Below are 24,228 nucleotides of genomic sequence, written 5' to 3'. Positions count from 1 at the left end.
GCAATCCAGAGTCGCGCAGAGCCGTTCCGGATTGGCGCGTTGGCTTCGCCTCCTCGCAATGACGAAGATGGAAACGGGAACGACGGTCGGTACGGAGCGAAGCACATGAACCCGCCCTTCACCCTTCATCGCGGGGAGGCGCCGCTCATCGTCGCCTTTCCGCATGTCGGCACCGACCTCGCCGACGTCGCTCCCGCCTTCCGCTCGGAATGGCTGGCACGGCGCGATGCCGACTGGTGGGTGGACGATCTCTACGCCTTCGCCCGCGAACTTGGCGCAACGACGATTGCTGCGCGCGTCTCGCGCAGCGTGATCGACCTCAACCGCGATCCATCGGGCGCCTCGCTCTATCCGGGGCAGGCGACGACGGAACTCTGCCCGACGACCACCTTCGACGGCGAGCTGCTCTACAAGGACGCTGCGCCGGACGAAGCCGAGATCGCCCGCCGGCGCGCGCTCTGGTTCGATCCGTACCACGCCGCGCTTCGCTCCGAGATCGAGCGACTGCGCAGTGCTCACGGCAAAGTCGTGGTCTATGACGCGCACTCGATCCGCAGCCACGTGCCGCGCCTGTTCGATGGCGAATTGCCGCAGTTCAACATTGGCACCAACCTCGGCCAGACCTGCGATCCGGCGCTTTCCGCCGCCGTGACCCAAGTCTGCAAGGCAAGCGGTCTGAGCCACGTTCTGGACGGCCGCTTCCGTGGCGGCTGGACCACGCGGCATTATGGAGAGCCTGCCAGCGGCGTCCACGCGATCCAGATGGAACTCGCCATTCGCGGCTACATGGATGAGCCCGAAGTGCCGAGCGAAGCCAACTGGCCCTTGCCCTATTCGGCGGCGCGTGCCGCCGCCCTCACCCCGATCCTGCAAGACGTGCTGAAGGCCGCAATCGCCTTCGCGCAATCCTGACCAGAGGAAATACAATGACCCGCCTCGACAACAGCCGCGTCATCAAACCTGCGACCGGCACCGAACTCAGCACAAAAAGCTGGCTCACCGAAGCCCCGCTGCGCATGCTGATGAACAACCTCCACCCCGACGTGGCCGAACGGCCGGAGGAACTGGTGGTCTATGGCGGCATCGGCCGCGCCGCGCGCGACTGGGAAAGCTACGACAAGATCGTCGAGACCCTGCGCCGCCTGAACGAGGACGAGACGCTGCTGGTCCAGTCCGGCAAGCCGGTCGGCGTGTTCCGCACCCATGCCGATGCACCGCGCGTGCTGATCGCCAATTCCAACCTCGTGCCGGAATGGGCGAACTGGGAACACTTCAACGAACTCGATAAGCGCGGCCTTGCCATGTACGGCCAGATGACCGCCGGTTCGTGGATCTACATCGGCACGCAGGGCATCGTTCAGGGCACATACGAAACGTTCGTCGAGATGGGCCGCCAGCACTACGGCGGCGACCTTTCGGGCAAGTGGTTGCTGACGGCAGGTCTTGGCGGCATGGGCGGCGCCCAGCCGCTGGCGGCGGTGATGGCCGGCGCTTCCTGCCTTGCCATCGAATGCCAGCCCAGCCGCATCGAAATGCGCCTGCGCACCGGCTATCTCGACGTTGCCGCCGAGACCATCGACGAAGCGATGGCGATCATCGAAAAGGCCAATGCCGAAAAGAAGCCGGTCTCCGTCGGCCTGCTCGGCAACGCGGCGGAGCTGCTGCCCGAGATGTTCGCGCGCGGCATTCGCCCCGACCTGCTGACTGACCAGACTTCCGCTCACGATCCCGTCAACGGATATCTCCCCGCCGGCTGGACCGTGGCCGAATGGATCGAAAAGCGCGAGCGAGAACCCGAAGCCGTCGCCAAGGCGGCCAAGGCCTCCATGGCCGTCCACGTGCAGGCCATGCTGGACTTCCAGGCGGCGGGCGTGCCCACCACCGACTATGGCAACAACATCCGCCAGATGGCGAAGAACGAAGGCGTCGAGAACGCGTTCGACTTCCCCGGCTTCGTGCCCGCCTATATCCGCCCGCTGTTCTGCCGCGGCGTCGGACCGTTCCGCTGGGCCGCGCTCTCCGGCGATCCCGAGGATATCTACAAGACCGACGCCAAAGTGAAGGAACTGCTGCCCGACCATGCGCACCTGCACAACTGGCTCGACATGGCGCGGGAGAAGATCCAGTTCCAGGGCCTGCCCGCGCGCATCTGCTGGGTCGGTCTTGGCGATCGCCACCGGCTGGGCCTCGCCTTCAACGAGATGGTGGCGAACGGGGAACTCAAGGCCCCGGTCGTCATCGGCCGCGATCATCTCGACAGCGGCTCGGTCGCCTCTCCCAACCGCGAGACCGAGGCTATGCGTGACGGTTCGGACGCGGTTTCGGACTGGCCGCTGCTCAACGCCCTGCTCAACACTGCGTCGGGCGCAACCTGGGTTTCGCTGCACCACGGCGGCGGCGTCGGCATGGGCTATTCGCAGCATTCGGGCATGGTGATCGTCGCCGACGGCACCGAAGCTGCCGCCAGGCGTCTGGAGCGCGTGCTGTGGAACGACCCGGCGACGGGCGTGATGCGTCACGCCGATGCCGGGTACGAGATCGCGCTGGATTGTGCGCGGGAGAAGGGTCTGGACCTTCCCGGCATCCTCTGAAAGCTGGCGGGAGCGATCGCCGCAACCGGTCGCTCCCGCCCTGCGTTCAGCCCAGCTTCTGCAGCTCGGCGATGCGTTCGTCCACGCGCTTGTCCAGCATCGAAAGCGGCATCACCCCTTCTGCCAGAACCGCATGGAACCATGGCAGGGTGAACTTGTCGCCCAGGGCCGCCTGCGCCCGCTGCCGCGCCTTGACCCATGCGGTGTGGCCCATCTTGTACGAACAGGCCTGCCCGATCATCGTGCAGTAACGCTCGACCTCGCGCAGGGAACGCGGACGCGCGAATCCCACCGTCTCGACCATGTAGTCCGCCGCCTTCTCGCGGCTCCACTTGTAATGGTGGAGCCCGGTATCGATGACCAGACGCGCGGCGCGGAACAGATAGCTCTGGAGATATCCCGCACGTTCAAGGCCGCTGTAACCTCCCAGCTCGTCGGCAAGCTGCTCCGCATAGAGCGCCCAGCCTTCGCCATAGGCGGAGATGAAGCTGTTCCTGAGCAGCATCGGCAATTCGCCCCCGGTCTGGGCATAGCCGCCCTGCAGGTGATGCCCGGGAACGCCCTCATGGTAGGTGAGCGAGGGCAAGGTGTATTTCGGCCAGTCCCCCACGTCCTTCAGGTTGATCCAGTAGATCGCCGGACGCGACCCATCGAGAGCGCGCGATAATAATAGCCGTTCGAAGCGCCGTCCTGAATCTCGGGCGGCACGCGGCGGATTTCGAGCGGCTGCTGCGGTGGGTTGTCGAAGACCTGCGGCAGCTTCGCATACATCTGCCGGATGCCCTCGTTGAGGGCGGCGATCAATTCGGTGCGACCGGCATCGGTGTTCGCGTAAAGCTGGTCCGGCCGCTTGTTGAGCGCATCGAGACGCGCGCCGACCGGGCCTTGCGTCAGCCCGGCGGAGCGCAGGATCGTATCGAGCTGCGCCGAAAGATCGGCAACCTGTTCGAGGCCGATCCTGTGGACTTCCTCGGGCGAATACTCGGTGGTGGTCGCTTGCTTCAGCGCCTCGGCATAGATTTCGTCGCCGCGCTTGAGGCGCCACGCGCCGTCGCCCGCCGCGGTGTTCGGGCGCTGCGCCCTCAGCAGGGCGATCTGGCGGTCCAGCGCGGGATGAACCTCCTTTTCGAGTATGGCCGATGCCCGTGCCGCCCAGTCACCCGCGATGCCCTTGGCCGCCGCGCGCCTCGCCAGTGAAGTGACCAGACCGCTCTGCGCGGCAGGCGTGTCGCGCAGCTTCGCCATCTGGCCGAGCGTCAGGTCCAACGACCAGCCCGGCGCGACCACGCCGCGCGCGCCATATTCCTTCTGCAGGTCCGTCTCGTCGTCAAGCGCGGTCCTGAAGGCGGAAAGGCGCGAGAGATAAGCCTCCGCATCGTCCTTCGTCTCGATCGTGTGGCGGCTGTCGAGGAAGTCCGGCAGCGAGAAGTAGGCGCCGCCCTGCTGGGTTATGAGATAGGGCCGCTGCGCGCTTTCCAGATCGAACCGGTCCTGCGCCGCCACCCGCTGGCGAAGCTGGTAGAGCGAGAGTTCGCGGTTGCGACGGCCGGTTTCGCTGAGCGGCGCGGGATCGACTTTCTCGACTTCGGCGATCGCCTTGTGGCCAAGGGTGAGATCGGCCTCCCGTCCCTTGCGGCTTCCGTCCGAAAGGCGGGACTTCAGCACCGCATACTTGCCCTTGTCCAGGCCAAGCGAGGTGGCCATCTCCGGGCTCTGCGCCAGGCTTTCATAGAACAGGCCGTCCAGCTTTGCATAGAAAGCGGTGTCGGCACCGTTCGGCGCGGTCGCCGCAGCCATGGCGCTGCGGGATGAAAGCAGGCTCCAGGCCAGTCCGGCCCCAGCCGTAGCCATGAATTCGCGGCGCAGCATTCTGTTATCTCCATCAAGAGCAATGCCGCGAACGTGCCGATCCTTTCACGCCTCCGCAACGCAAGTGTACTGGTTCAAACGATTAAATTCACAGCCGCGCAAAAATCCGATCGATCAGGCGAGAAAGCACGGCAGGTTCTCTTGCCAAACTGGATCGCAAGAGGAATGAAAGAAAACCAGATCGGTTATATGACAGGACATCCCATGATTAACCGCATCCGCGACATTCGCCTTCAGAAAGGGCTTACCCTGGCCGATGTCGCCGCCGCCTGTGAACCGCAGACCACGCCGCAGACCATCGGCCGTCTCGAAACCGGGATGCGCAACCTCTCCCTCGTCTGGATGAACCGGATCGCAAGGGCGCTGCAGGTCGAGCCGGAAAGCCTGCTGCGAAGCGAGGCGAACGCACCGGCCATGATCGTGGCGGTGCTGTCCGAAAGCGGGGCCGAGAGCCCGCGCACCCGCCGCGAAGCCGTGCTGCCCAGCGACCTCGCCGCCGAAACGCCGTGGATGGTGATGGAAGTCGAAGGATCCTGCGGCGAATATCGCACCGCGGATCAGGTATGGCTCAGGCAAGGTCCTGCGCAGGACGCCGCCCGCCTGCTGAACCGCGACGTGCTCGTGCCCCTTCCCGGCGGCCGGTTCGCGTTCGGCCGCCTGATCGAGATAACCGGAGAGACGCTTTCCCTCCTGCCTCCCGTCAGCGGCCAGCGGCCGGTACCGGTGGAACATCCGCAGTGGATAGCCGTTGCCGAAATGCTCGTCAGGAAGCTCTAACCTTATACAGCCAAAGGCAAACCCATGCGCATCCTGTCCATCGCCACGCTGTTTCCCAATCCTGTCAGACCTTCGTTCGGTATCTTCGTCGGCAACCAGATGCGCGCGATCGTGGCGAGCGGCGAGGTGGATCTGACGATGATAAGCCCGATCGGCATCCCGCCATGGCCCCTCGCCCGCCGCCATCCCTACGACAAGCTGCGCCATGTTCCGGAATGCAGCGATGCGTCCGGATTCGAGGTTCACTATCCCAAGTTCACCCTCATCCCGAAGATCGGGGGCGACAGCAATCCCGGACGAATCGCCACGGCCGTGCTGCCGCTGGTGCGCCGCCTTCACGCAGAGAAGCCGTTCGACCTCGTCGACGCCCAGTTCTTCTTCCCGGACGGGCCTGCCGCCGCCATCGTCGCACGGGAACTGGGACTGCCGCTCACCATCAAGTCGCGCGGGGCGGATATCCATTACTGGGGCCAGCGCCCCGCCGCGCTGAAGCAGATGCGACAGGCCGCGCACCAGGCGGCAGGAATGCTCGCAGTGAGCCGGGCCCTGCGCGAAGACATGATCGCCCTGGGCATGCCGGAAGAACGGATCGGCGTTCACTACACCGGGCTGGACCACGATCGCTTCCACCCCATCGAGCGCGGTGCCGCGCGCGCGCTGGTTTCGGCCATGCCCAACCTCGGCATCTGGTCGGTCGGTCCGCTGATCGTCACGCCCGGCTCGCTGATCCCGCGCAAGGGCCAGCGGCTGGTCATCGAGGCCCTGGCCCTTCTGCCCGGCGCCAGGCTGGCGCTGGCCGGCGCCGGCGAGGACGAAAGACCCCTGCGCGACCTTGCGCAGCGGCTGGGTGTGAGTGACCGGGTGCAGTTTCTCGGCCTTGTCGGGCACGACCTGCTCCCCCACGTCCTGTGCGCGGCCGACGTTCTGGTGCTCCCTTCGACCAGCGAGGGCCTTGCCAATGTCTGGATCGAGGGGTTGGCCTGCGGCACACCGATCGTCATCCCCGATATCGGCGGCGCACGGGAAGTCGTGAAGGACGACAGCGCCGGCCGCATCGCCCCGCGCACACCGGAGGCGATTGCCGATGCGGTGAGCCGGATTCTCGCCGATCCGCCGAGCCAGCAGGATGTTTCGGCCAACGTCAGCCGTTTCTCATGGGGCGTGAACGCGCAGAATCTCGTTCACTTCTGGCGCGGTATCCTCGCGGGCGACCCCGTCAACACCGGAGCATGAATGAAAAAAGGGCCGCTCCCTTCCGGGAACGGCCCTTTTTCTCAAGACCTCAAAGGCCGATCAGGGCTGTGCGCCACGCTCGCGAGCGAGGCGGTCCTGACGGTCGATCTCGCTTTCCTGCTTCACGAAGGTATCCGACTTCACGCCCAGCCAGACCAGGATCGGCGCGGACATGAAGATCGAGCTGTAAGTGCCGATGAAGATACCCAGCGTGATGGCGGCGGTGAAGCCGAAGATCACATCGGGACCAAGCGCCAGCAACGAGACCAGCATGATGAGAACCGACAGCGAAGTCGCGATCGTGCGCGACAGCGTCTCGTTCACCGAGAGGTCGAGCAGCTCGTTCATCGGCATGCGCCGGTGCTTCTTCATGTTCTCGCGGATACGGTCGTAGACGACGATCTTGTCGTTCAGCGAGTAACCCAGCAGCGTCAGCAGAGCCGCGACGATGTTGAGGTCGAATTCCATCTGGGTGAGCGAGAACATGCCCACGGTCAGCAGGATATCCTGCACCAGCGCGAAGAGCGCGCCGACCGCGAACTGCCACTCGAAGCGGATCCAGATGTAGATCGAGATGAACACCATGGCGAGACCGAGCGCCAGCATACCGGTGTGGAACAGCTCGCCCGAAACCTTGCCGGAGACCGAGTCGACACCGTCGACGCGGGCGTCCGCGAAGTCCTGACGGACCTTGGCGGTGATCTTGCGGGCCATGCCGTCAGCCAGCTTCGGATTGTCCTCCGAACCTTCCGGCAGCTTCATGCGGACCGAGACCTCGTTCGGCTTGCCGAAAGTCTGGATGACCGGCTCGCCGAAGCCGAGCGAATCGACGCTGTCGCGCAGCTTGGCGACCGGAGCGGTCGCGCTCTGTTCGAAGGTCACGCGGATCATCTGGCCGCCGACGAAGTCGACGCCCAGGTTGAGCCCGTATGTGAACAGCAGAACGACCGAGGCGGCCATCGCCAGGATGTTGGTGATGAAGAACGGCCACTGCCAACGAAGGAAGTGGATGTTCGTGTGATCGGGAATGAGCTTGAGGAGCTTCATGCGCCAGTACCTTTATACGTTCAGGTCGCTGGGACGGGTGCGACGCAGCCAGCCCGCAACCCACATCCGGCTCATCGTGACCGCGGTGAACACCGAGGTGACGATGCCGATCATGAGCACGACGGCAAAACCGCGAACCGGGCCCGAACCGAAGGCGAACATCAGCACGGCGGCGATGGAGTTGGTGATATTGGCGTCGAAGATGGCGCGGCTCGCCTCCTTGTAACCCAGTTCCACCGACTGCACGACGCGGCGTCCGCGATGGCGTTCCTCGCGGATGCGCTCGTTGATGAGCACGTTGGCGTCCACCGCAGCACCGATGGTGAGCACGAAGCCGGCGATGCCGGGCAGTGTCAGCGTCGTTCCCAGCACGGCCATGATGCCCAGGATCATCAGCACGTTGAAGATCAGGGCCAGGTTCGCATAAGCGCCGAAGCGCCCATAGGTCAGGAAGATGAACAGCATCAGCAGCACGGTGCCGACGCCCATGGCGACGACGCCCTTCTGGATCGAATCGGCGCGAGGTCAGGCCCGACGGTGCGTTCCTCCACCACGGTGAGGTCGACCGGAAGCGCACCCGAACGCAGCGCAATGGCGAGTTGGGTGGCCGACTGGACGTTGAAGCTGCCCGAAATCTGGGCGCTGCCGCCAAGAATCGGTTCGTTGATGCTGGGCGCGGAAAGCACCTTGCCGTCGAGGATGATGGCGAAGCGCTTGTTCACGTTCTCGGTGGTCAGCTTGGCGAACTTCTCGCCGCCCTGCTGGTTGAACGTGATCGAGACGACAGCCGCGTTGGTCTTCGGTTCGAAGGCCTGCTTGGCGTCGGTCAGTTCGTCACCCTTGATGCCGCCGAGGCGCTTGACGGCCAGGACCGGAACGCCGCCCGAACCGGGCGCGCTCGGATCGGCCCATGGCACCAGTTCGTCACCCGGGGGCACGATGCCCTTGGCGATGTCGCTGGGCACGGCGGTCTCGTCGACCATCTTGAATTCGAGCTTCGCGGTCTGGCCGAGCAGGTTCTTGAGCGCCTGCGGGTCCTGAAGGCCCGGAACCTGCACGTCGATGCGCGTGCCGCCGAGGCGGCGGATGTCGGGCTCCTTGGTGCCCAGCGCGTCGATACGCTTGCGCACCACCTCGACCGCGGTTTCCATCGCATTGCTGATCGCAAGGTCGATACCCGCCTGCGTCGGCACGAGGATGAAGCGGGTGCCGTCCTGAACCGTGATGTCCCAGTCACGCTGGCCGGTAAGGCCTGCGCCGGAGGTCAGCGGCAGGATCGCCTCGCGCGCCGCATCGACCTGCGAGGGATCGCGCACGGTGAAGGCAAGCTGGCCGCCGGTGCTGGAGAAATCGCCGATGGCGATGGCCGGGGAGGCCTGGCGCAAACGCGTGCGCACGGATTCTTCCATGCCTTCGAGGCGCTGCTGCACGACCTGCTGGCGATTGGCCTCCAGCAGGAGGCGGCTTCCGCCGGCAAGGTCGAGGCCGAGATTGATCTTGGGCTCGGGCAGGAAACTGGGCCAGCGCGCGTTGGTCAGCGAGACCAGCGAGGGCACGGCGCAGAGGGCGATGACAATCGTCAGGCCCCAGTACCAGAGCTTCTTCCAGGTGGGAAATTCGAGCATAGCCTGTGGCTTCTCTCCGAAAAGAGCGCCCGAATGGCGGGGCGCCCTATGTGATCGGACCTACTGTGTGATCGGACCTAGCAAACGGGCATCGCCGGCAACACCCGGCGATGCCGGAAACTCAGTCGTTCGCGGGCTTCGAACCGGCCGGCGGGATCACGTCGACAATGGTCGACTTGACGGCCTTCACGATAACGCCCTGTGCGAGCTGGACGTCGGCATAGTTGTCGTCGATCCTGACGATCTTGCCGACGAGACCGCCACCGGTCAGCACTTCGTCGCCCTTCTTGAGCGCCGACAGCTTGTTCTTGTGCTCCTTCTGCTGCTTCATCTGCGGGCGCAGGATGAGGAACCAGAAGATCACCGCCATCGGGATAATGATACCGAAGTTCGCAATAAACGAACCAACACCACTGGGGGCGGCTGCTGCGGCGAGCTGGTTGAGAATCGAGCTTTGCATTGAACTGAAGGGCCTTCTCGTCGTTTCGTCCCGGCGGGCGGGCGGCATCCGATCTGCCGCACGCCTCGCCGGAAAAATCCATTCATGGACTTTGCCGGATGCGCGCGGTTAGCAATAAAGCGAAGCACTGGCAACGCGCGGCCTTGCTGCCGAAAGCCGCCCATCCCCCGCGACCTGCCCGCAGATAGGTATCCACAGGCTTGCTTCAACCGGCATGAAGAAAGTCTCAATCAGACGCTTGCGCTCTCGAAAAGACCCTCCTATAGGCCGCGCTCCGGTCGGGACGTAGCGCAGCCTGGTAGCGCATCACACTGGGGGTGTGGGGGTCGGAGGTTCGAATCCTCTCGTCCCGACCAATTTTCCAAGACATCGTTGGCAGAGAATTTCCCCTCCCGGGGACACGGCATTCTCTCGCGGTCTTGCTACCCATTTTCCTACAGGGCCGGTTTTGGCTATCTGGTTGCGGGCCACCATTCCGGGAGTGCCCCAAGAATGCCACTGCTCGATTCGATTCTCTCGCCCGTATCGAAGATCATCGACAAGGTGATCCCCGATCCCGAAGCGCGCGACCGCGCCAAGCTCGAATTGCTCAAGCTCGAAAATTCCCAGGAACTCCAGATGCTTCAGGCGAGCCTCTCGCCAATCGTCGCAGAAGCGAATTCAAGCGATCCCTGGACCAGCCGTGCGCGGCCGAGCTTCCTCTACGTAATCTACATCATGATTCTCTGGGCCTTGCCGATGGGCCTGATCGGCGCGCTCAGCCCGGCGACGGCCCATGCCATCGGCGATGCCATGACCGCTTACCTCAACGGCATCCCCGAGCCCCTCTATGCCCTCTTCGGCACCGGCTATTTGGGCTACTCGGCAATGCGCCAGTGGGGAAAGACCAAGGGTTCCGACCGTTAAGACAAAGCCAAGCCTTGACCGCTAAGCCTCCTTGCAAGAGCGCGCGCCATGCCCGCCCTTGCAAGGAGCAACTGGTGTTTCGGATTGTCGCGCGCATCGTGCTGGCCACGACCCCTGCCCTGGCGCTGGTCGCCTGCGGACCGAGCCGCGAAGAGGAGCTGGAAAAGCAGCTGGCCGAGGCCAAGGCATCGGCCGAACAGGAAGCCTCCGCCCGCAAGCAGGCCGAACGGGAAGCCTCGGCTGCGCGGCTCAAGGCGAACGACGCGGAACTCGCCCGGTTCTACCAGGGTGACGGCGGCGCGGCGGGGGAACCCGAAGCGGAAACGCCTGCCGACACGGCGCCCCCACCCGAAGGAACACAGGCCGACGGGCGCCCTGTCGCCGACGAGATGCCCGCTCCGCGCTGACCGTGCCGGCATCTCGCCCCGCGACATGTTTTGCCGCATTTTCCGGCGGGCGGGCGATTCCACCTCGCCTGAAAATGCTCTAGAGCCGCGACCGGAAAGCAACCGCACCGGGAATTCGCGAAATGGCCAGCAAGCTCGTCTACGTCCTCAACGGACCGAACCTAAACCGCCTGGGCAAGCGAGAGCCCGGCATTTACGGCTCCCAGACGCTGGACGACATCGGCGCCATGCTGGTGGAACGCGGCGAGGCGCTGGACTGCACCATCGAAATGCGCCAGTCGAACCATGAAGGCCACCTCGTGGACTGGCTCCATGAAGCAGAGGACGAAGGCGCGCACGCGGTGCTGATAAACCCCGGCGCCTACACGCATACCTCGGTAGCGCTGCATGACGCGATCCGCTCGATCAAGGTGCCGGTGATCGAGGTCCACCTTTCCAACCCCCATGCACGCGAGGAATTCCGCCACAAGTCATGGGTCGGCATGGCCGCCAGGGCGACCGTCGCCGGCTTCGGTGCGACGGGCTACCTGCTGGCGCTGGAGGGTGCCGCAGCCCTTTGAGCGGCGATGCAATCCTGCGCCTTGCCCCGCTCATCCCTGACCGAGACGATATGCTGGATATCGACGTAGACCCCACTACGCGGTCCGGGCTTCATGCCGTCCGGAACGACGGCAACGTCGCAAATTGACGCCCGCGCAAGATCGAGAAGCATGGGCCGCAGTTCCTGCGGCCCCTCATCCGCGGCGATGGCGATGGCAAGGTAGGAACGGGGCTTCAATTCCGAGATAACGTCGTCGCCATGAAAGGGACGGACGCGATCGCCGATCGCAGAAATGGGCCGCCCCCGGTCGCTCCAGGCGCCGTGAACGACATCGAAGCGAGGAAGTGACGGAAGGACATCCGCCGTAATCTCCACTTGCTCCCATGTAGTTCCAAGCACGAAGTCGGGCTCGGGCGCCTGCTTGCCGCGCATGAACCACCAGAGGTTCCCTCCAGCCAGCAGCAATGCCGCGCCGACCAGCAGGGCACGGCGCGGCATTGCCATCATCGTCACGCGCGAATCGCTGTCAGGTTTCGAGCGGCACGCCCGGCACGCTCTTGGCAGTGCGGATCGTCAGCGAAGTCTTGACGCTATCGACGTTGGGAGCCGGCGTCAGCTTGCTGGTCAGGAATTCCTGGAAGCTCTGAAGATCGCGGCTGACGATCTTGAGGATGAAGTCGATCTCGCCGTTGAGCATGTGGCACTCGCGCACCTCGGGCAGACCCTTCATGTGGTCTTCGAAGGCCCTCAGCGATTCCTCAGCCTGGCTCTTGAGGCTAACCAGCGCGAAGACGGTGATCGTGAAGCCCAGCTTCGAGGCATCGAGGTCGGCGTGATAGCCCTGGATGATGCCCGATTCCTCAAGACTGCGCACGCGGCGCAGGCACGGAGGGGCAGTGAGACCGACACGCTGGGCCAGTTCGACATTGGTGATCCGGCCCTCCTCCTGCAGCTCGGCGAGCAGGCGGCGGTCGATGTCATCGAGATTAATCATGCGAAACTTTCCTTGCGGGCGCGCAGCGTCATCCGACATGCAATATCCACACGAAAACACTGACGCCCCTGTAATAATATTATCCCATAGCGTAATCGTCCCGCATTGCAACGCCTACAATCTACCGACTTCCGCTGTCTGCACAGTTTGCTAGGCCATGAGTGACGCGGGTTTAACCTCTATCGGGCCATACTGTGGCGGATATGCGGAAACGGCAGCTTCGCAATGGTTTGCGGGTCGCCTATGGAACGGAAATGCACTTCGACGATCGCCTTGCCACGGTACTGCGCCTGCCGTCCTCCGCGGACACGCTGGCCCGTATCCAGTACAGGCAATTGATCGATATCCTCGGCCGCCTGCCCGCCGACGCCCAATCCGCCGCGATCGACGCCGGATTCGCGCGCGTCGTGGAACTGGGCGCGGTGATTCCCGCCGCCGATCGTGCCCGCCTTGTCCGCCAGCCGCTTCAACCGCTGACCAACCCCCGGTTGCTGGCGATTTTTGCCGAAGCGGAGCCCGAGGTCGCGACGGCGGCAATCGGCACCGCGAGGCTCGATACCGAGGCGTGGGTCGGCCTCGTTCCCGCCCTGCCCGTGCGAGCGCGCGGCATTCTTCGCCATCGCCGCGATCTCGGCCCCGAAGTGGAAAAGCTGCTCGAAAGGCTCGGCATTCTCGATCGCGGACTGCCGCCTTGCGAATCGGCCGAGGCGGTCGACGAGCCGCTCGAACCCGAACCGCTCGATCTGCTCGACGAGATTGCGCCGCCCGAGCCGGCCCAGATCGAGCCCGCCCAGATCGAGCCCACCCCGCCCGAACAGCCGCCGATCCGCGCACCTGCAAACCACCCCATTCCCTTCGCCGAGTTCGAACAGGCTGCCGCCTCGCTCAAAGCGCCGCCTTCTCCGACGACGAACGAAGCGGGCATCGGCGCCATCGTCCGCCGGATCGAGGAATTCCGCAAAGCGCGCGAGAGCCATGCGAGCGACGCCGCGCCCCGCCTGCCGCTCGGCGATTCGGCTGCTGCCGTCTTTCCCGCCGCGATGGACTTCACCACCGATGCCGAAGGACGAATCTGCTGGGCTGACGGCCCACATGCCAGCGCGCTGATCGGGCTCAACCTTGCTGCGCATGATCCGGCCATGGCCGAACCGCATCATGCACCTGCCCCCCATCCCGCCGCGCATATGCCCGGCCTCGCGCTTTCGATGCGCCACCGCCAGCCCCTGCGCGGCGTACCCATCGAGATCGCCGGCGCTCCGGCCGTCAGCGGAGACTGGCAGGTCGATGCCGTTCCGCACTTCGATTCGGCGAGCGGCCGCTTCACCGGCTATGCGGGCCGACTGCGCCGTCCCGGCAAGGTTGCCGCTGTCGATGCAGTGCCCACCGCCGAGCCCAGCGAAGCGGACCGCATGCGGCAGGTGCTTCACGAACTGCGCACCCCGGCAAACGCCATCCAGGTGGCCGCCGAGATCATCCAGCAACAGCTCTACGGCCCGGCCCCGCATGAATACCGCGCGCTGGCCGCCGCCATTGCCGGAGACTGTGCACACATTCTCGCCGGATTCGAGGAACTCGACCGGCTGGTGAAGCTCGAATCGGGCGTCCTCGGGATCGAATCGGGCGAGTGCGATCTCGCCTCGGTTCTGGAAGAGACCGTTGCGCGCCTCAAGGCCTGGACCGAACCGCGCCGCAGCGGGTTCGCCCTGCCCGAAGGTCAGGCTCCCGGCCTTCTTCTCGCGATCGACCGCACAGAAGTCGAACGCCTAGTATGGCGGATATTCGCCGTGCTGGCGGGCATGACCGCGCCGGACGAAATACTGCGCCTGACGTGGACCTGCGAGGGCGGGCGAATCGGACTGCGGATCGCCCTGCCCACCCTGCTCATCGCCCGCACCGCACAAAGCCTGTTCGAAACGCCGGCCAGCGAACGTGGGCAATCGCTCTCCACCGGCATGTTCGGCATCGGCTTCACGCTTCGCCTGGCGGCGGCGGAAGCGTCGGCGGCCGGCGGCGGGCTTCTGCGCGAGGACAACGACCTGAAACTCTGGCTTCCGGCTTTGACCGCGAGTGCAGCAACACACAGCCAGGGAGCCTGAATCCGCGTTCTCCGGGATGCCCCGCCTTTACCGAAGCGGAACGTTTTACCGCCTATTCTCGTTTCTGCCGCAAGCATCGAATCGCAGGTTCTTCCCCGATCCGGGCACGGTTTTCATTGTCGCCACCCTGTCGGATGCGACCCGATCGAGGGAAAAATTCTTTCTTGCAGGGGTCAAATCTCCTCCAGCCGCCGGCAACCGATGCGCTCGCACGATTTCGCGAGGGCTTCGGGCAGCGTTTCATCGTCACGGTCGACACCGAGGAGGAGTTCGACTGGGAGCCCCGCTCGACCGTAGACGGCACAGCACGCTGACCCTGCCCGCCCTGCGCAAATTCCAGCAGTTCTGCGAAGGCTTCGGCGTCGTCCCGATCTATCTGCTGGATTATCCGGTTGCCGATTCGCCCGATACCGTTGCCGCCATAGGGGACGCAGTGGACGCTGGCCGCGCCGAAGTGGGGGTCCAGCTCCACCCATGGGTAAGCCCTCCGTTCGACGAGGACGTGAGCGAGTTCAACTCCTACGCCGGCAACCTCCCCTACGAACTGGAGCGCGAAAAGTTCGCCCGCCTCCATCGGCGAATCGACCGGGCCTTTGGCCAGGCCCCGCGAATCTATCGTGCGGGCCGTTATGGCCTCGGGCCGCGCACCGCCGAAATTCTCGCCGAATTCGGAATGGCCATCGACACTTCGGTACGCGCCCGGTTCGACTACAGTTCAGCCGGCGGCCCCAATTACCGCGAACACCCGCTGCACCCCTACTGGGCCGGGGGCGAGCACGCCCTGCTCGAACTGCCGCTGACCACCGTTTACTGGGGCCCGCTGCGGCAGATGGGCAACGTCATCTACCCCCACCTCTGGCGCGCACCGCAAGTGCGCGGCGTACTGGCGCGGGCCGGACTGCTGGAGCGCATTCCTCTCACGCCTGAGGGAATCACCGCCGAGGAAGCCCTGCGCGGCGTGGATATCGCGATAGACGAGGGCCTGCCCGTGCTGGTCTTCTCTTTCCACAGCCCCTCGCTGGCCCCCGGCCACACGCCCTATGTGCGCAGCGAGGCCGATCTGGGCGCTCTTTACGACTGGTGGCGCACGCTTTTCGCCCATCTGGCGCATCGCGGCGTGCGTCCCACCCATGTTGCCGACATCCTTTCCAGCGTAGTGCTTGCCTAGACGGCATTGCCAAGCTAACGGGCTTTTCGTCCGGCCATCGTCGATGGGGTCGGGCATGGCAGTTGGGGCCTGTAGCTCAGCGGTTAGAGCTGGCCGCTCATAACGGCTAGGTCGCGGGTTCGAATCCTGCCGGGCCCACCAACGGCCACCAGGGCACAGGCCTTGGATACATCATCGACGACCGAAGGGTCGGGGAGTGGCGCAGCCCGGTAGCGCGCTTGCTTTGGGAGCAAGATGTCGCAGGTTCGAATCCTGTCTCCCCGACCATTCGTTTTTTCCAGAACACCGACACCATTCAGGATCGAGGCCCGCATTCGGCGCTGCGCGGCCGCTGGCGAAGCGATGATGGATGTGCTTTGTGCAGGCCCACCCTGCCTCAAGACCGATAGCGCAAGGTCTCGACCAGCAGGGCGAAGGCGGGAGAAGCGTGGCGACGGCTCGGGTAGTAGAGATGGTGACCGGGAAAAGGTCCACACCAGTCTTCCATCACCCGGATCAGGCGGCCTTGTGCGATATAGGGCAGAACCTGATCCTCAGGCAGGTAGGCAAGGCCCAGGCCATCCAGCGTCGAATTGAGCCGCAGGCCGATGTTGTTGAACACCAGTTGCCCCTCGATCCGAACATTGACTTCGTGCCCGTCCTTATCGAGGTCCCACGGGAAAATGCCGCCATAGGTGGGCAGCCGGATACCGATGCAATTGTGCCGTGTCAGGTCTTGCGGCGTATGCGGAACGGGATAGCGGGCAAAATACTCGGGCGACCCGACAACGGCCATGCGCAAATCTGGGCCGATACGAACTGCAACCATGTCCTTGGCCACCTGATCGCCCAACCGAACCCCTGCGTCATATCCTTCGGCCACGATGTCGGTCAGACCGTTGTCGACAACGATCTCGACGCGGATGTCGGGGTTATCGGGCAGGAATTTACGCAGCGCCGGCTGCAGGACCGCCAGTGCCGCATGTTCCCCCGCATTGATGCGGATGGTGCCGGACGGCTTGTCGCGCAACTGGCTTAGCGAGACGAGTTCCTGCGCGATCTCCTCGAAGCGCGGCGCCAGGGTGCCGAACAGGCGGTGCCCCGCCTCGGTCGGCGATACGCTGCGGGTCGTGCGGGTGAGCAACCTCAACCCCAATCGCTCTTCGAGCCCGCGGATCGTCTGGCTGAGCGCCGATTGCGAAACGCCAAGCTTTGCAGCCGCGCGGGTAAAACTGCGCTCACGCGCGACCATCACGAACGCTGCGAGCTCGTTATAGTTCTCACCCGCCATTAATTAGCGTACCTTATAGTGACATACCGATTACGGCGTCTAATCGCATTCCGGCTGCCAGACTATATCCGATCCGACAATTTTCCCGGCGGCCTGCGCCGTATTGGCCGGCAACCTGACGCGAACCTCGGGTAATCGCCATGAGTCAGGCCGAGACCGCACATGATCGCCGATCTGAACCAAAGGATGCCACATGCCCGAGTCCGTCCCCAATGTGACCCTGAACAATGGCGTGGAAATGCCGAGCCTCGGCTTTGGCGTTTTCCAGGTTCCCGACCCCGCTGAATGCGAGCGCAGTGTGCGCGACGCCATCGATGTCGGTTATCGCCTGCTCGATACCGCAACCTCCTATGGCAACGAGGAAGCGGTTGGACAGGCCATCCGCAATCATGGCATCGCGCGTGGCGAACTTTTCGTCACGACCAAGCTGTGGATCGAGGACGTCAGCTATGAAGGCGCCAAGGCGGCTTTCGAGCGTTCACTGAACAAGCTGCAACTCGATTATCTCGACCTGTGGCTGATCCATCAGCCGTATGGCGATGTGTACGGCGCCTGGCGCGCCATGCAGGACCTGCACCGCGAAGGTCGCATCCGGGCTATCGGAGTGAGCAACTTCTATCCCGACCGGCTACTCGATTTCGTGCTGCACAATGAAATCACCCCTGCGGTCAACCAGATCGAGATCCACCCCTTCCACCAGCAGCACGATGCTCAGGCATTGCTGGAGGAATACAAGGTCCAGCCCGAAGCCTGGGGCCCCTTCGCGGAAGGCAAGAACGGGCTGTTCAGCAACGAGTTGCTGGCCTCGATCGGACAGAAGCACGGCAAGACCGTTGCCCAGGTCGTCCTGCGCTGGCTGAACCAGCGCGGCATCGTCGCAATCCCCAAGTCGGTCCGCAAGGAGCGCATGGCCGAGAATTTCGCGATCTTCGACTTTGCTCTGGACGATGGCGATATCGCAGCGATTTCCGCGCTTGATCAGAAGGCCAGCAGCTTCTTCGACCACCGCGATCCGGCGATGGTCAAATGGCTCGGCACCCGCAAGCTTTGACCGGGAAAGCACATTTTCCGGCCTAGCGCTCCCGCAGCGCTTCTTGCGCCTTGTTGATCGGCTTCATCAGGTACTGGAGTATGGTTTTCCGACCGGTGCGGATTTCCACCGTAGCCACCATTCCCGGCATGATCGCATGCTCGCGCCCGTCTTTCGTCCGCAGGCTGGAATTGTGGGTGCGAACGTAGACGCGGTAATAGACCTGATCGCGTGGACCTCGTCCTGCAAGGTATCGGGAGAAATGCGGTCCACCGTTCCCGGTAAAGTGCCGTAGATGGACGGATCGTATGCCGTGATTTTTACGGTGGCCGGCTGGCCGGGCCGGATGAAGGCGATGTCGCGCGGGGAAACCCGCGCTTCGATCAGGAGCTGGTCCTCCAGCGGCACGATCTCCATCAGCGAGCCGCCCGGCTGGATGACGCCGCCGATGGTCGTGACTTCCAGGTTCTTTACGATCCCGCGGACGGGCGAATGAAGCGTCGTGCGGTCAAGCTGGTCGCGCCTGCCGCCGATCACCTGGATCACCTGATCCAGTTCGGCGCGGGCTGGCATAGTCTGCACTGGCATCGATGACGTACTGGTTGCGCAGTGAATCGAGCTTGGCCTGGATCTCATTCTCCTGACGGCGAAGCTGGATCACTTCCACCTGATTGGCCGCGCCGAGTTCGACGAGCGGCTCCGTCATGGCAAGCTGGCGCCGGGTCAGCGCCAGCGACTGCCGCATGCTCGCAGTGGCGACGGCCAGGTTCTGCCGGCGCGAATGCATCAGTTCCATCTCGCGCGCGACGAGGCCGGGTGTATCCTTCACCGCCTGCGGAAAGCGAGGCGTTCCGCCATTGATCTCGGCTTCAAGGCGGGCTGCTGATGCTTCCAGCGCGCGGGCCTTCGCTTCCGCTTCGCCAAGCATGGAACTGAAGCGTGCACGGTCAAGCGTGGCCAGCTTCTGGCGCGGGCTGACGATATCTCCTTCATGGACGAAGATTCCATTGACGATACCCCCCTCCAGACTTTGAACAATCTGGGATCGGGAGGGCGGCGTCACTTTGCCTGGCCCCACGGCCACTTCGTCAAGCACGCCGAAGTAGCTCCAGACCAGGAAAGCCAGGATGCCGATCGAAAGGATCGGCACGATGCGCAGACGCCCCAGGGTACGCAGCCAGCGGCTCTCCTCATCGCCGCCGAAACCCGCCGGCAGGCTCGCGGAAACCGGCATGGTCCGGTTCATGAGCGTTTCTCCTTCAGCGCAGCAGGCATCGCCAGCGCCGCGAGCACGGCCTCCTTGGCTCCGTCGAGCGCGACCCGCCCGCCGTCGATCAGCACGATCCGGTCCACCAGTTCGAGCAGGCCCGGCCGGTTGGTCGTCACGACAAGGGTCCTCCCGTTCAGCCACTGGCCGAGATTAGCCACCAGATTGCGCTCGCTGATATCGTCCAGCGGCGCGGAAGGTTCATCGAGCAGCAGGATATTGCCACCTCGCAGCAGCGCCCTGGTCAGCAGCAGGGTTTGCCGCTGCCCGCCGGAAAGCCCCGCCCCGCCCTCCTGAAGCAACAGGTCTAGCCCGTGCGGCTGGTTCTGGACGATCCCGGTGCCGCCGGTCACCGCCAGCGCCCGCAGTATCCGTTCGTCGCTAGTGCCGGGCGCGCCGATCAGCAGGTTTTCGCGAATCGTGCCGAGAAAGAGCTGAGCCCCCTGCCCGAGATAGGAAATGTCCCGGCGAACATCGGCCGGGCTGATCTGCGCAAGACTACTGCCGTCAAGCAGCACATCGCCGCCCGATGGCAAGGCCAGCCCCGCAAGAACTCGCAGCAGAGTCGACTTGCCGGCTCCGATCCGTCCCAGCAGGGCAATCCGCTCCCCGGCGCGGATGGACAGCCGCTCGACCTTGAGGGCCAGCGGCCCCTCGGGATCATAGGCATATCTCAGATCGATGATCTCGTAGTATCCCTTGAGCACGGGGCGACGCAGTAGCCCTCGCTCGGGATCATGATCGACCGGTTTCCCGAAGAGATCCTCAAGCCCGCCAAGTGCGACCCTGGCATTCTGCCATCGGGTGAATATCTGGCCGAACGGAACGAACAGCACCAGCGCGCGGCTGGTCAGGATGGAGCAGGCGATAAGCGCGCCCATCGTCATGTCGCCGTCCATCACGCGAAATGCCCCGGCGACGACAACGACCGTGTAAGCTAGTTGCTGAAGGGTCTGCGTCCAGTTGACGAAAAACGAGGACAGGAAACGCTGCTCCGCGCCGACGCGCGCCCCCGTAACCGAGAGCCGCTCCCACAGCGACTGGAAGCGCGGCTCCGCCTGCGCCATCTTGATCTCGTCGATACGCTCGATCGATTCCACGAGGATCGCGTTTCGCAATGCCCCTTCCTTCATGCCCTCCGTCGCCAGCCGGGCAAGCGGCCGCTGTAGAAGGAGGCCTGGCAGCACGATCAGCACAGCAGCGCCCACCAGCACAAAAGTGAGCGGCCCTGCCAGCAGGGCGAACAGCACGAGGAAGAGCGCGACGAACGGGACGTCGATCAGGGCCGATACGGTGGTGGAGGTGAGCATCTCGCGGATCTGTTCGACATCGCGCAATTGCGCGATCAGGGCCCCCGTCGATCGCGGGCGGGCATCGTTGCGGATGTCCAGCGCACGGGCAAATATCCGCGAGGAAATTGCAAGGTCGGCCCGCCGCCCGATGCGGTCCACCAGTTGCACCCGCGCCGTGCGCAACATGAATTCGAATAACAGCGCCAGTCCCGTCCCCAGCGCCAGCACCCACAGCGTGGGAATGGACTGGGCGGGGATCACGCGGTCCCAAACCTGCATGGCGAAAAGCGAGGTGGCGAAAGTGAGCAGGTTGCCGAACACCGACGCCAGCAGCACCTCCCCGTAGCCGCGCCGGTCCGCGGTGATGATATCCCACACCCAGGAACGGGATGGCCGCCGCAGGAACTCCTCCAACCGGGCATCTCGCGATCGCGTGGACAGGGGTTCGACGAAGCCGACCCGCCCCGAAACCTGCGCGCGGAATGTCTCCAGCGCGAGTTCGACCGGTGTATCCCTGTGGAGCCATGGCATCGTGACGCGGACATGCCCTGCATCGCGGCTGTGGACGATGGCCGCCCCTTCGCCGCGCAGTTCGAAGATGGCCGGAAGCAGCATTTGCGGCACATCCTCGATGCCCATCGCCACGATCTCGAAATCGAGGCCGGACAGGCGCGCAGCCTCTGCCAGGCCTTCTTCCGCCCCCCTGCCCTCATTCCAGTAGAGCCGCCTCGTCAGTTCAGGCACGCCGACCGGCACGCCCTTCAATGTAGCGAGCGCCGCGATGGCGGCGGCCCAGGGATCGTGCAGCACTTCCGGACTGTCAGCCATGCAGGTCTTCTTCCTCGATGAGGCGCGCGGGAAGGCCCAGCGAGGGACGCAGCGTCCCGCAAAGGTTCTCGAACCGGACGCGCGCGCCCATGATGTCATGTTCGGCCACGATCCGGGCACTGGCGGCGCGGTAGATTTCAAGCTGGGTGTTGAGCAGTTCGGTCAGCGTTCGCTTGCCCAGCTTGTATTCCTCGAAGAAGATGCGGCTGGCGGTGATCGCCTGCTCTTCCTGATGCGAATAGGCGGCGATCCGCAAATGGCCGGCACGGATTTCCTGCCGCGCGGAAAGAGCCTTGCCTCGCGCTTCCAGGATGGCCGCTTCCCGCGCCGCGTCAGCCGCGCGGCGGTCTTCCTCGGCAGCATCGACGAGATAGCGGTTGCCCCGGCGGTAGACGTCGCCCGTCACCGTCACCAGCGCCGTGAAGGCATTGTCCCGTGTGTTGTAAGTGTAGTTGTTGCGGGTGTAGCCCATTTGCAGCCCAAGCCGGGGATAGCGTTCGGCCTTGGCCTGCCCGATCCGGGCCGCAGCGGCGTTCTCCGCTTCCTGCGCGGCGGCGATGGCGGGCAAGCGTTCATAGTCCGGCTCTTCGTCACCGGCTTCGAAGCGCGAAATCTCGGCGGATGGATCGGCATAGGTCAGGGCGACCCCGCCGATCAGGTTCGCCAAGGCCGAGCTTGCGATCGCAAGCGCGGTCTGTGCCTGGATCGCTTCGCCGCGCGCGCTTTCCACTCTTACGTCGGCCAGCATGAGGTCGGACTTGTCGGATATACCGGCGCGAACCCGAAATCCGATCAGTTCCCGCAACCGCTCCAGTTCCTCGACCTGCCGCGCCGCTTCGGCCGACAGCTGCTCGAAACGGCGCACTTCGAGAAACGCCAGGGCACCCTGTTCGGCAAGCTGATCCGCCACCGATTCCAGTTCGAACCGGCGCTGGCTCGTCGTTGAACGGGCCGCGCCGATTTCTCCCCTGGATCGTCCGAAGTCCCAGACCTGCTGCTGCAGAAAGACGCTTGGCCCGGCCATGTTCTGGTTGAGCCCGGAACCGTTCCTGTCCGTGAGCATGTTCGGCCCGAGATTGGCCTGGTAGGAAAGTTGCGGATACCAGGCCGCGCGCGCCGCGCCGAGATCGGCCCGGCCCCGCGCCAGCGCGGCATTGGCCCGGGCGATCTGCGGGTGCCGTGCCAGCGTCAGCGCAACGGCCTGCGCGATGTCGAGGTTGGCCGGAACCCGTTCAGCCAGTTCAGGGCCAGCCGGTTGTTCGAAGTTTCGTGAAGCTCCTTCGCCATCTTGCGCTGCCAACTTCTCCGCCATCATCCCGGCCATAAGAAACACGGCCGCTCCGGCGATCCTGCGCCACGTAAAGGTCATGAGTCCCCTTCATGATCCGCTTCCCATATTCGACCGGCACGCTGGCCGGATACGCTCTCCCCGGCGGCTCAAACCACGACGAGAACCGGGTGATCGACGAAGATATCCGTCGTTCCCAAAGTGTAGTGGTTGTAGGCTTCGCCATTGATCAGGGTTTGGCCCTGGAAGACCGCTCCGGTCATGGTGACCCGGTCGCTCCCGTCACCGGCGATCGTCAGTTGGTGGTTGCTGTCGGTCGCGCGCAGCACGCCGGCCTCGGTCAGGGTGATCTGCCTGCCGGCATCCCCGGTTCCCAGATCTATGCGTTCGATGTTGCGAATGTTGCTCACCGCATCGAGATTGAGCACCTGCCCGGTTCCACTATCGATCAGCAGCGTATCGCTTCCCGCACCGCCGTCGATCAGCGTATCGCTGGCATCATAGACGAGCGTGTCGTTGCCCGCGCCGCCGTTGAGCGTATCGGCACCCGCCCCACCGCGCAGCAGATCGTTGCCGTCATTGCCGTTCAGCACGTCATTGCCGGCAAAGCCGTAGAGGCGGTCGTTGCCGGTCGTCCCGCTGAGGGTGTTCGCGCCGGCATCGCCCTGGATCACGTTGGCCGAGCCACCGGAATTGAGCAGGCTGACATCGAGCAGCGAACCTGTGGCGGCACTGGCGGAAAGGCCTGTCGTATCGGTTGCCGTGATCGTCGTCGCGTTGAGCACATCGAGGCCGAGAAGCGAGAGATTCTGCTCGAAATGCACGGTGCCGAGCAGTTCGTTCACGGCCATGTTGCTCATCGCGCCATTGTCGATAGCGGTGATCGTCAGCGTGGAGGAAGGCGCCACGATGCCGAGGATGCCGGAAGAATTGCTGATCGAGATATGCAGCCCGAGTTCCGCCGCCAGCGCTGCCGAAGCCGTGAGCGTATAGGCGCCGAGAGCCAGCGACAGCACCGGGGCATACTTGACCTGCACCGTCTTGAGGTTGTTGTTGGGATCCACGGCGGTAAGCGACTGCGAGCCGAGGTCCAGCAGGTTCAGCGCCTCCACGCCGACCAGTCCCAGCAGTGCCGAATTGCTCGCCTGCACCATCGGTGCCTGCGCCGGAATGCTGGTTATGCTGATCGTCTGCGAGGCATTGTGACCCACGTTGCCTGCGGCATCGACGACGCGAACGGCAACGGCATGCGATCCCACGGAAAGGGTGCCCGGCCCATAATACCAGCTTGTGCCGGATACCGAGGCATTGACCCAGGTTCCACTGTCGATCTGGATCTGCACCTGCTCGCCCGTGCCGAGAGCCGAACCGAGAGTTCCGCTGATGGTGGGGCTGTTGTCCTGCGTGCTCCAGTCACCGACGGTGCCCGTATCGACCGACAGCGTAGTGATGGCGATCGTGGCGGAAGGCGGCGTCTGGTCCAGCGTCACGCCGTAAGTGTTGGACGCGGCGCTGGCATTTCCGGCCGTGTCCATGGCA

Annotated in this window: 19 protein-coding genes, 3 tRNA genes and 3 pseudogenes; 13 read left to right on the top strand and 12 right to left on the bottom strand. The window is 64.4% G+C overall.

Going from position 1 to position 24,228, the window contains the following annotated elements; all coding sequences use genetic code 11:
* Positions 1 to 105 precede the first annotated feature (105 nt).
* The gene (gene hutG / locus ADT71_RS25300) at positions 106 to 912 is read left to right on the top strand and encodes an N-formylglutamate deformylase (protein WP_054441404.1); all 807 of its coding nucleotides are present in this window, start codon (positions 106 to 108) and stop codon (positions 910 to 912) included.
* 14 nt (positions 913 to 926) lie between these two features.
* Entirely contained in the window at positions 927 to 2,591 is a 1,665-nt protein-coding gene (hutU, locus tag ADT71_RS25295) for a urocanate hydratase (RefSeq protein WP_054441349.1), read from the top strand.
* Between the two features lie 46 nt (positions 2,592 to 2,637).
* Here hutU and ADT71_RS25290 read toward each other — a convergent pair.
* A pseudogene (locus tag ADT71_RS25290) lies at positions 2,638 to 4,460 on the bottom strand (DUF885 family protein).
* A 204-nt stretch (positions 4,461 to 4,664) separates the two neighbouring features.
* Here ADT71_RS25290 and ADT71_RS25285 point away from each other — a divergent pair.
* Together ADT71_RS25285 and ADT71_RS25280 are read left to right on the top strand one after the other, a co-directional pair.
* The gene (locus ADT71_RS25285; RefSeq protein WP_054441402.1) at positions 4,665 to 5,237 is read left to right on the top strand and encodes a helix-turn-helix transcriptional regulator; all 573 of its coding nucleotides are present in this window, start codon (positions 4,665 to 4,667) and stop codon (positions 5,235 to 5,237) included.
* A gap of 24 nt (positions 5,238 to 5,261) precedes the next feature.
* Positions 5,262 to 6,470 (top strand): glycosyltransferase, encoded by a 1,209-nt coding sequence (locus ADT71_RS25280; protein WP_054441347.1) that lies wholly within the window; start codon positions 5,262 to 5,264, stop codon positions 6,468 to 6,470.
* A gap of 60 nt (positions 6,471 to 6,530) precedes the next feature.
* Here ADT71_RS25280 and secF read toward each other — a convergent pair whose 3' ends face one another.
* The 3 genes and pseudogenes from secF to yajC all read right to left on the bottom strand — a co-directional run bounded on the left by secF (position 6,531) and on the right by yajC (position 9,602).
* Positions 6,531 to 7,517: a protein translocase subunit SecF gene (gene secF, locus ADT71_RS25275; protein WP_054441345.1), complete on the bottom strand. Its 987-nt coding sequence runs from the start codon at positions 7,515 to 7,517 to the stop codon at positions 6,531 to 6,533.
* Positions 7,518 to 7,529: 12 nt separating this feature from the next.
* A pseudogene (gene secD, locus ADT71_RS25270) lies at positions 7,530 to 9,142 on the bottom strand (protein translocase subunit SecD).
* A gap of 121 nt (positions 9,143 to 9,263) precedes the next feature.
* Positions 9,264 to 9,602, bottom strand: a complete 339-nt coding sequence (yajC, locus tag ADT71_RS25265) for a preprotein translocase subunit YajC (RefSeq protein WP_054441343.1) — start codon at positions 9,600 to 9,602, stop codon at positions 9,264 to 9,266.
* A 279-nt stretch (positions 9,603 to 9,881) separates the two neighbouring features.
* Between yajC and ADT71_RS25260 the strand changes: the two genes are divergently transcribed.
* The 4 genes from ADT71_RS25260 to aroQ all read left to right on the top strand — a co-directional run bounded on the left by ADT71_RS25260 (position 9,882) and on the right by aroQ (position 11,475).
* A tRNA-Pro gene (locus ADT71_RS25260) sits at positions 9,882 to 9,958 on the top strand.
* A 136-nt stretch (positions 9,959 to 10,094) separates the two neighbouring features.
* Entirely contained in the window at positions 10,095 to 10,508 is a 414-nt protein-coding gene (locus tag ADT71_RS25255) for a holin family protein (protein ID WP_054441342.1), read from the top strand.
* 74 nt (positions 10,509 to 10,582) lie between these two features.
* On the top strand, positions 10,583 to 10,915 hold the full coding sequence (locus ADT71_RS25250) for a hypothetical protein (RefSeq protein ID WP_054441340.1): 333 nt from the start codon (positions 10,583 to 10,585) through the stop codon (positions 10,913 to 10,915).
* A gap of 122 nt (positions 10,916 to 11,037) precedes the next feature.
* A complete protein-coding gene (gene aroQ, locus ADT71_RS25245) occupies positions 11,038 to 11,475 on the top strand; it encodes a type II 3-dehydroquinate dehydratase (protein ID WP_054441337.1) in 438 nt (145 codons plus the stop codon).
* Here the strand turns inward: aroQ and ADT71_RS25240 are convergent.
* Both ADT71_RS25240 and ADT71_RS25235 read right to left on the bottom strand, forming a co-directional pair.
* Positions 11,439 to 11,969: a hypothetical protein gene (locus tag ADT71_RS25240; RefSeq protein WP_054441335.1), complete on the bottom strand. Its 531-nt coding sequence runs from the start codon at positions 11,967 to 11,969 to the stop codon at positions 11,439 to 11,441. The genes aroQ and ADT71_RS25240 overlap by 37 nt on opposite strands.
* 13 nt (positions 11,970 to 11,982) lie before the next feature.
* Positions 11,983 to 12,450 carry an Lrp/AsnC family transcriptional regulator gene (locus ADT71_RS25235; protein ID WP_054441400.1) on the bottom strand — a complete coding sequence of 156 codons (468 nt, stop codon included), beginning with the start codon at positions 12,448 to 12,450 and terminating at the stop codon, positions 11,983 to 11,985.
* A gap of 254 nt (positions 12,451 to 12,704) precedes the next feature.
* On the opposite strand from ADT71_RS25235, the gene ADT71_RS25230 reads away from it, so the two are divergent.
* The 4 genes and pseudogenes from ADT71_RS25230 (at position 12,705) to ADT71_RS25215 (ending at position 15,981) form a co-directional block, all read left to right on the top strand.
* Positions 12,705 to 14,546, top strand: coding sequence for a HAMP domain-containing sensor histidine kinase (locus ADT71_RS25230; protein WP_054441398.1), 1,842 nt, complete (start codon positions 12,705 to 12,707; stop codon positions 14,544 to 14,546).
* A 164-nt stretch (positions 14,547 to 14,710) separates the two neighbouring features.
* Positions 14,711 to 15,714, top strand: a pseudogene (locus ADT71_RS25225) (polysaccharide deacetylase family protein).
* A gap of 65 nt (positions 15,715 to 15,779) precedes the next feature.
* Positions 15,780 to 15,855, top strand: a tRNA-Ile gene (locus ADT71_RS25220).
* A gap of 49 nt (positions 15,856 to 15,904) precedes the next feature.
* Positions 15,905 to 15,981 (top strand) — tRNA-Pro (locus tag ADT71_RS25215).
* Between the two features lie 109 nt (positions 15,982 to 16,090).
* On the opposite strand, the gene ADT71_RS25210 is transcribed toward ADT71_RS25215, so the two are convergent.
* Entirely contained in the window at positions 16,091 to 16,984 is an 894-nt protein-coding gene (locus ADT71_RS25210) for a LysR family transcriptional regulator (RefSeq protein WP_054441333.1), read from the bottom strand.
* Between the two features lie 193 nt (positions 16,985 to 17,177).
* Between ADT71_RS25210 and ADT71_RS25205 the strand changes: the two genes are divergently transcribed.
* The gene (locus ADT71_RS25205; protein WP_054441331.1) at positions 17,178 to 18,035 is read left to right on the top strand and encodes an aldo/keto reductase; all 858 of its coding nucleotides are present in this window, start codon (positions 17,178 to 17,180) and stop codon (positions 18,033 to 18,035) included.
* Between the two features lie 66 nt (positions 18,036 to 18,101).
* Here ADT71_RS25205 and ADT71_RS34485 read toward each other — a convergent pair whose 3' ends face one another.
* The 5 genes from ADT71_RS34485 to ADT71_RS25185 all read right to left on the bottom strand — a co-directional run bounded on the left by ADT71_RS34485 (position 18,102) and on the right by ADT71_RS25185 (position 24,224).
* Entirely contained in the window at positions 18,102 to 18,560 is a 459-nt protein-coding gene (locus ADT71_RS34485) for an HlyD family efflux transporter periplasmic adaptor subunit (RefSeq protein ID WP_231636180.1), read from the bottom strand.
* Positions 18,523 to 19,260: a hypothetical protein gene (locus ADT71_RS34480; protein ID WP_231636179.1), complete on the bottom strand. Its 738-nt coding sequence runs from the start codon at positions 19,258 to 19,260 to the stop codon at positions 18,523 to 18,525. Before ADT71_RS34480 ends, ADT71_RS34485 begins: the two co-directional genes overlap by 38 nt.
* The gene (locus tag ADT71_RS25195; protein ID WP_054441329.1) at positions 19,257 to 21,401 is read right to left on the bottom strand and encodes a type I secretion system permease/ATPase; all 2,145 of its coding nucleotides are present in this window, start codon (positions 21,399 to 21,401) and stop codon (positions 19,257 to 19,259) included. Before ADT71_RS25195 ends, ADT71_RS34480 begins: the two co-directional genes overlap by 4 nt.
* Complete coding sequence (locus ADT71_RS25190; protein WP_231636178.1) at positions 21,394 to 22,770, bottom strand: TolC family protein; 1,377 nt, start codon at positions 22,768 to 22,770, stop codon at positions 21,394 to 21,396. Before ADT71_RS25190 ends, ADT71_RS25195 begins: the two co-directional genes overlap by 8 nt.
* 68 nt (positions 22,771 to 22,838) lie before the next feature.
* Positions 22,839 to 24,224 carry a calcium-binding protein gene (locus ADT71_RS25185; RefSeq protein ID WP_054441327.1) on the bottom strand — a complete coding sequence of 462 codons (1,386 nt, stop codon included), beginning with the start codon at positions 24,222 to 24,224 and terminating at the stop codon, positions 22,839 to 22,841.
* Between the last annotated feature and the right edge of the window lie 4 nt (positions 24,225 to 24,228).

This window comes from Novosphingobium sp. ST904, assembly GCF_001298105.1.
GTDB lineage: Bacteria > Pseudomonadota > Alphaproteobacteria > Sphingomonadales > Sphingomonadaceae > Novosphingobium.
This window is presented reverse-complemented; position numbering and strand designations above follow the sequence as displayed.

Coding starts and splice junctions, on each gene's coding strand:
- hutG (WP_054441404.1), top strand. CDS start 106: ATGAACCCGCCCTTCACCCTTCATCGCGGGGAGGCGCCGCTCATCGTC.
- hutU (WP_054441349.1), top strand. CDS start 927: ATGACCCGCCTCGACAACAGCCGCGTCATCAAACCTGCGACCGGCACC.
- ADT71_RS25285 (WP_054441402.1), top strand. CDS start 4,665: ATGATTAACCGCATCCGCGACATTCGCCTTCAGAAAGGGCTTACCCTG.
- ADT71_RS25280 (WP_054441347.1), top strand. CDS start 5,262: ATGCGCATCCTGTCCATCGCCACGCTGTTTCCCAATCCTGTCAGACCT.
- secF (WP_054441345.1), bottom strand. CDS start 7,517: ATGAAGCTCCTCAAGCTCATTCCCGATCACACGAACATCCACTTCCTT.
- yajC (WP_054441343.1), bottom strand. CDS start 9,602: ATGCAAAGCTCGATTCTCAACCAGCTCGCCGCAGCAGCCGCCCCCAGT.
- ADT71_RS25255 (WP_054441342.1), top strand. CDS start 10,095: ATGCCACTGCTCGATTCGATTCTCTCGCCCGTATCGAAGATCATCGAC.
- aroQ (WP_054441337.1), top strand. CDS start 11,038: ATGGCCAGCAAGCTCGTCTACGTCCTCAACGGACCGAACCTAAACCGC.
- ADT71_RS25235 (WP_054441400.1), bottom strand. CDS start 12,450: ATGATTAATCTCGATGACATCGACCGCCGCCTGCTCGCCGAGCTGCAG.
- ADT71_RS25230 (WP_054441398.1), top strand. CDS start 12,705: ATGCACTTCGACGATCGCCTTGCCACGGTACTGCGCCTGCCGTCCTCC.
- ADT71_RS25210 (WP_054441333.1), bottom strand. CDS start 16,984: ATGGCGGGTGAGAACTATAACGAGCTCGCAGCGTTCGTGATGGTCGCG.
- ADT71_RS25205 (WP_054441331.1), top strand. CDS start 17,178: ATGCCCGAGTCCGTCCCCAATGTGACCCTGAACAATGGCGTGGAAATG.
- ADT71_RS34480 (WP_231636179.1), bottom strand. CDS start 19,260: ATGAACCGGACCATGCCGGTTTCCGCGAGCCTGCCGGCGGGTTTCGGC.
- ADT71_RS25195 (WP_054441329.1), bottom strand. CDS start 21,401: ATGGCTGACAGTCCGGAAGTGCTGCACGATCCCTGGGCCGCCGCCATC.
- ADT71_RS25190 (WP_231636178.1), bottom strand. CDS start 22,770: ATGACCTTTACGTGGCGCAGGATCGCCGGAGCGGCCGTGTTTCTTATG.
- ADT71_RS25185 (WP_054441327.1), bottom strand. CDS start 24,224: ATGGACACGGCCGGAAATGCCAGCGCCGCGTCCAACACTTACGGCGTG.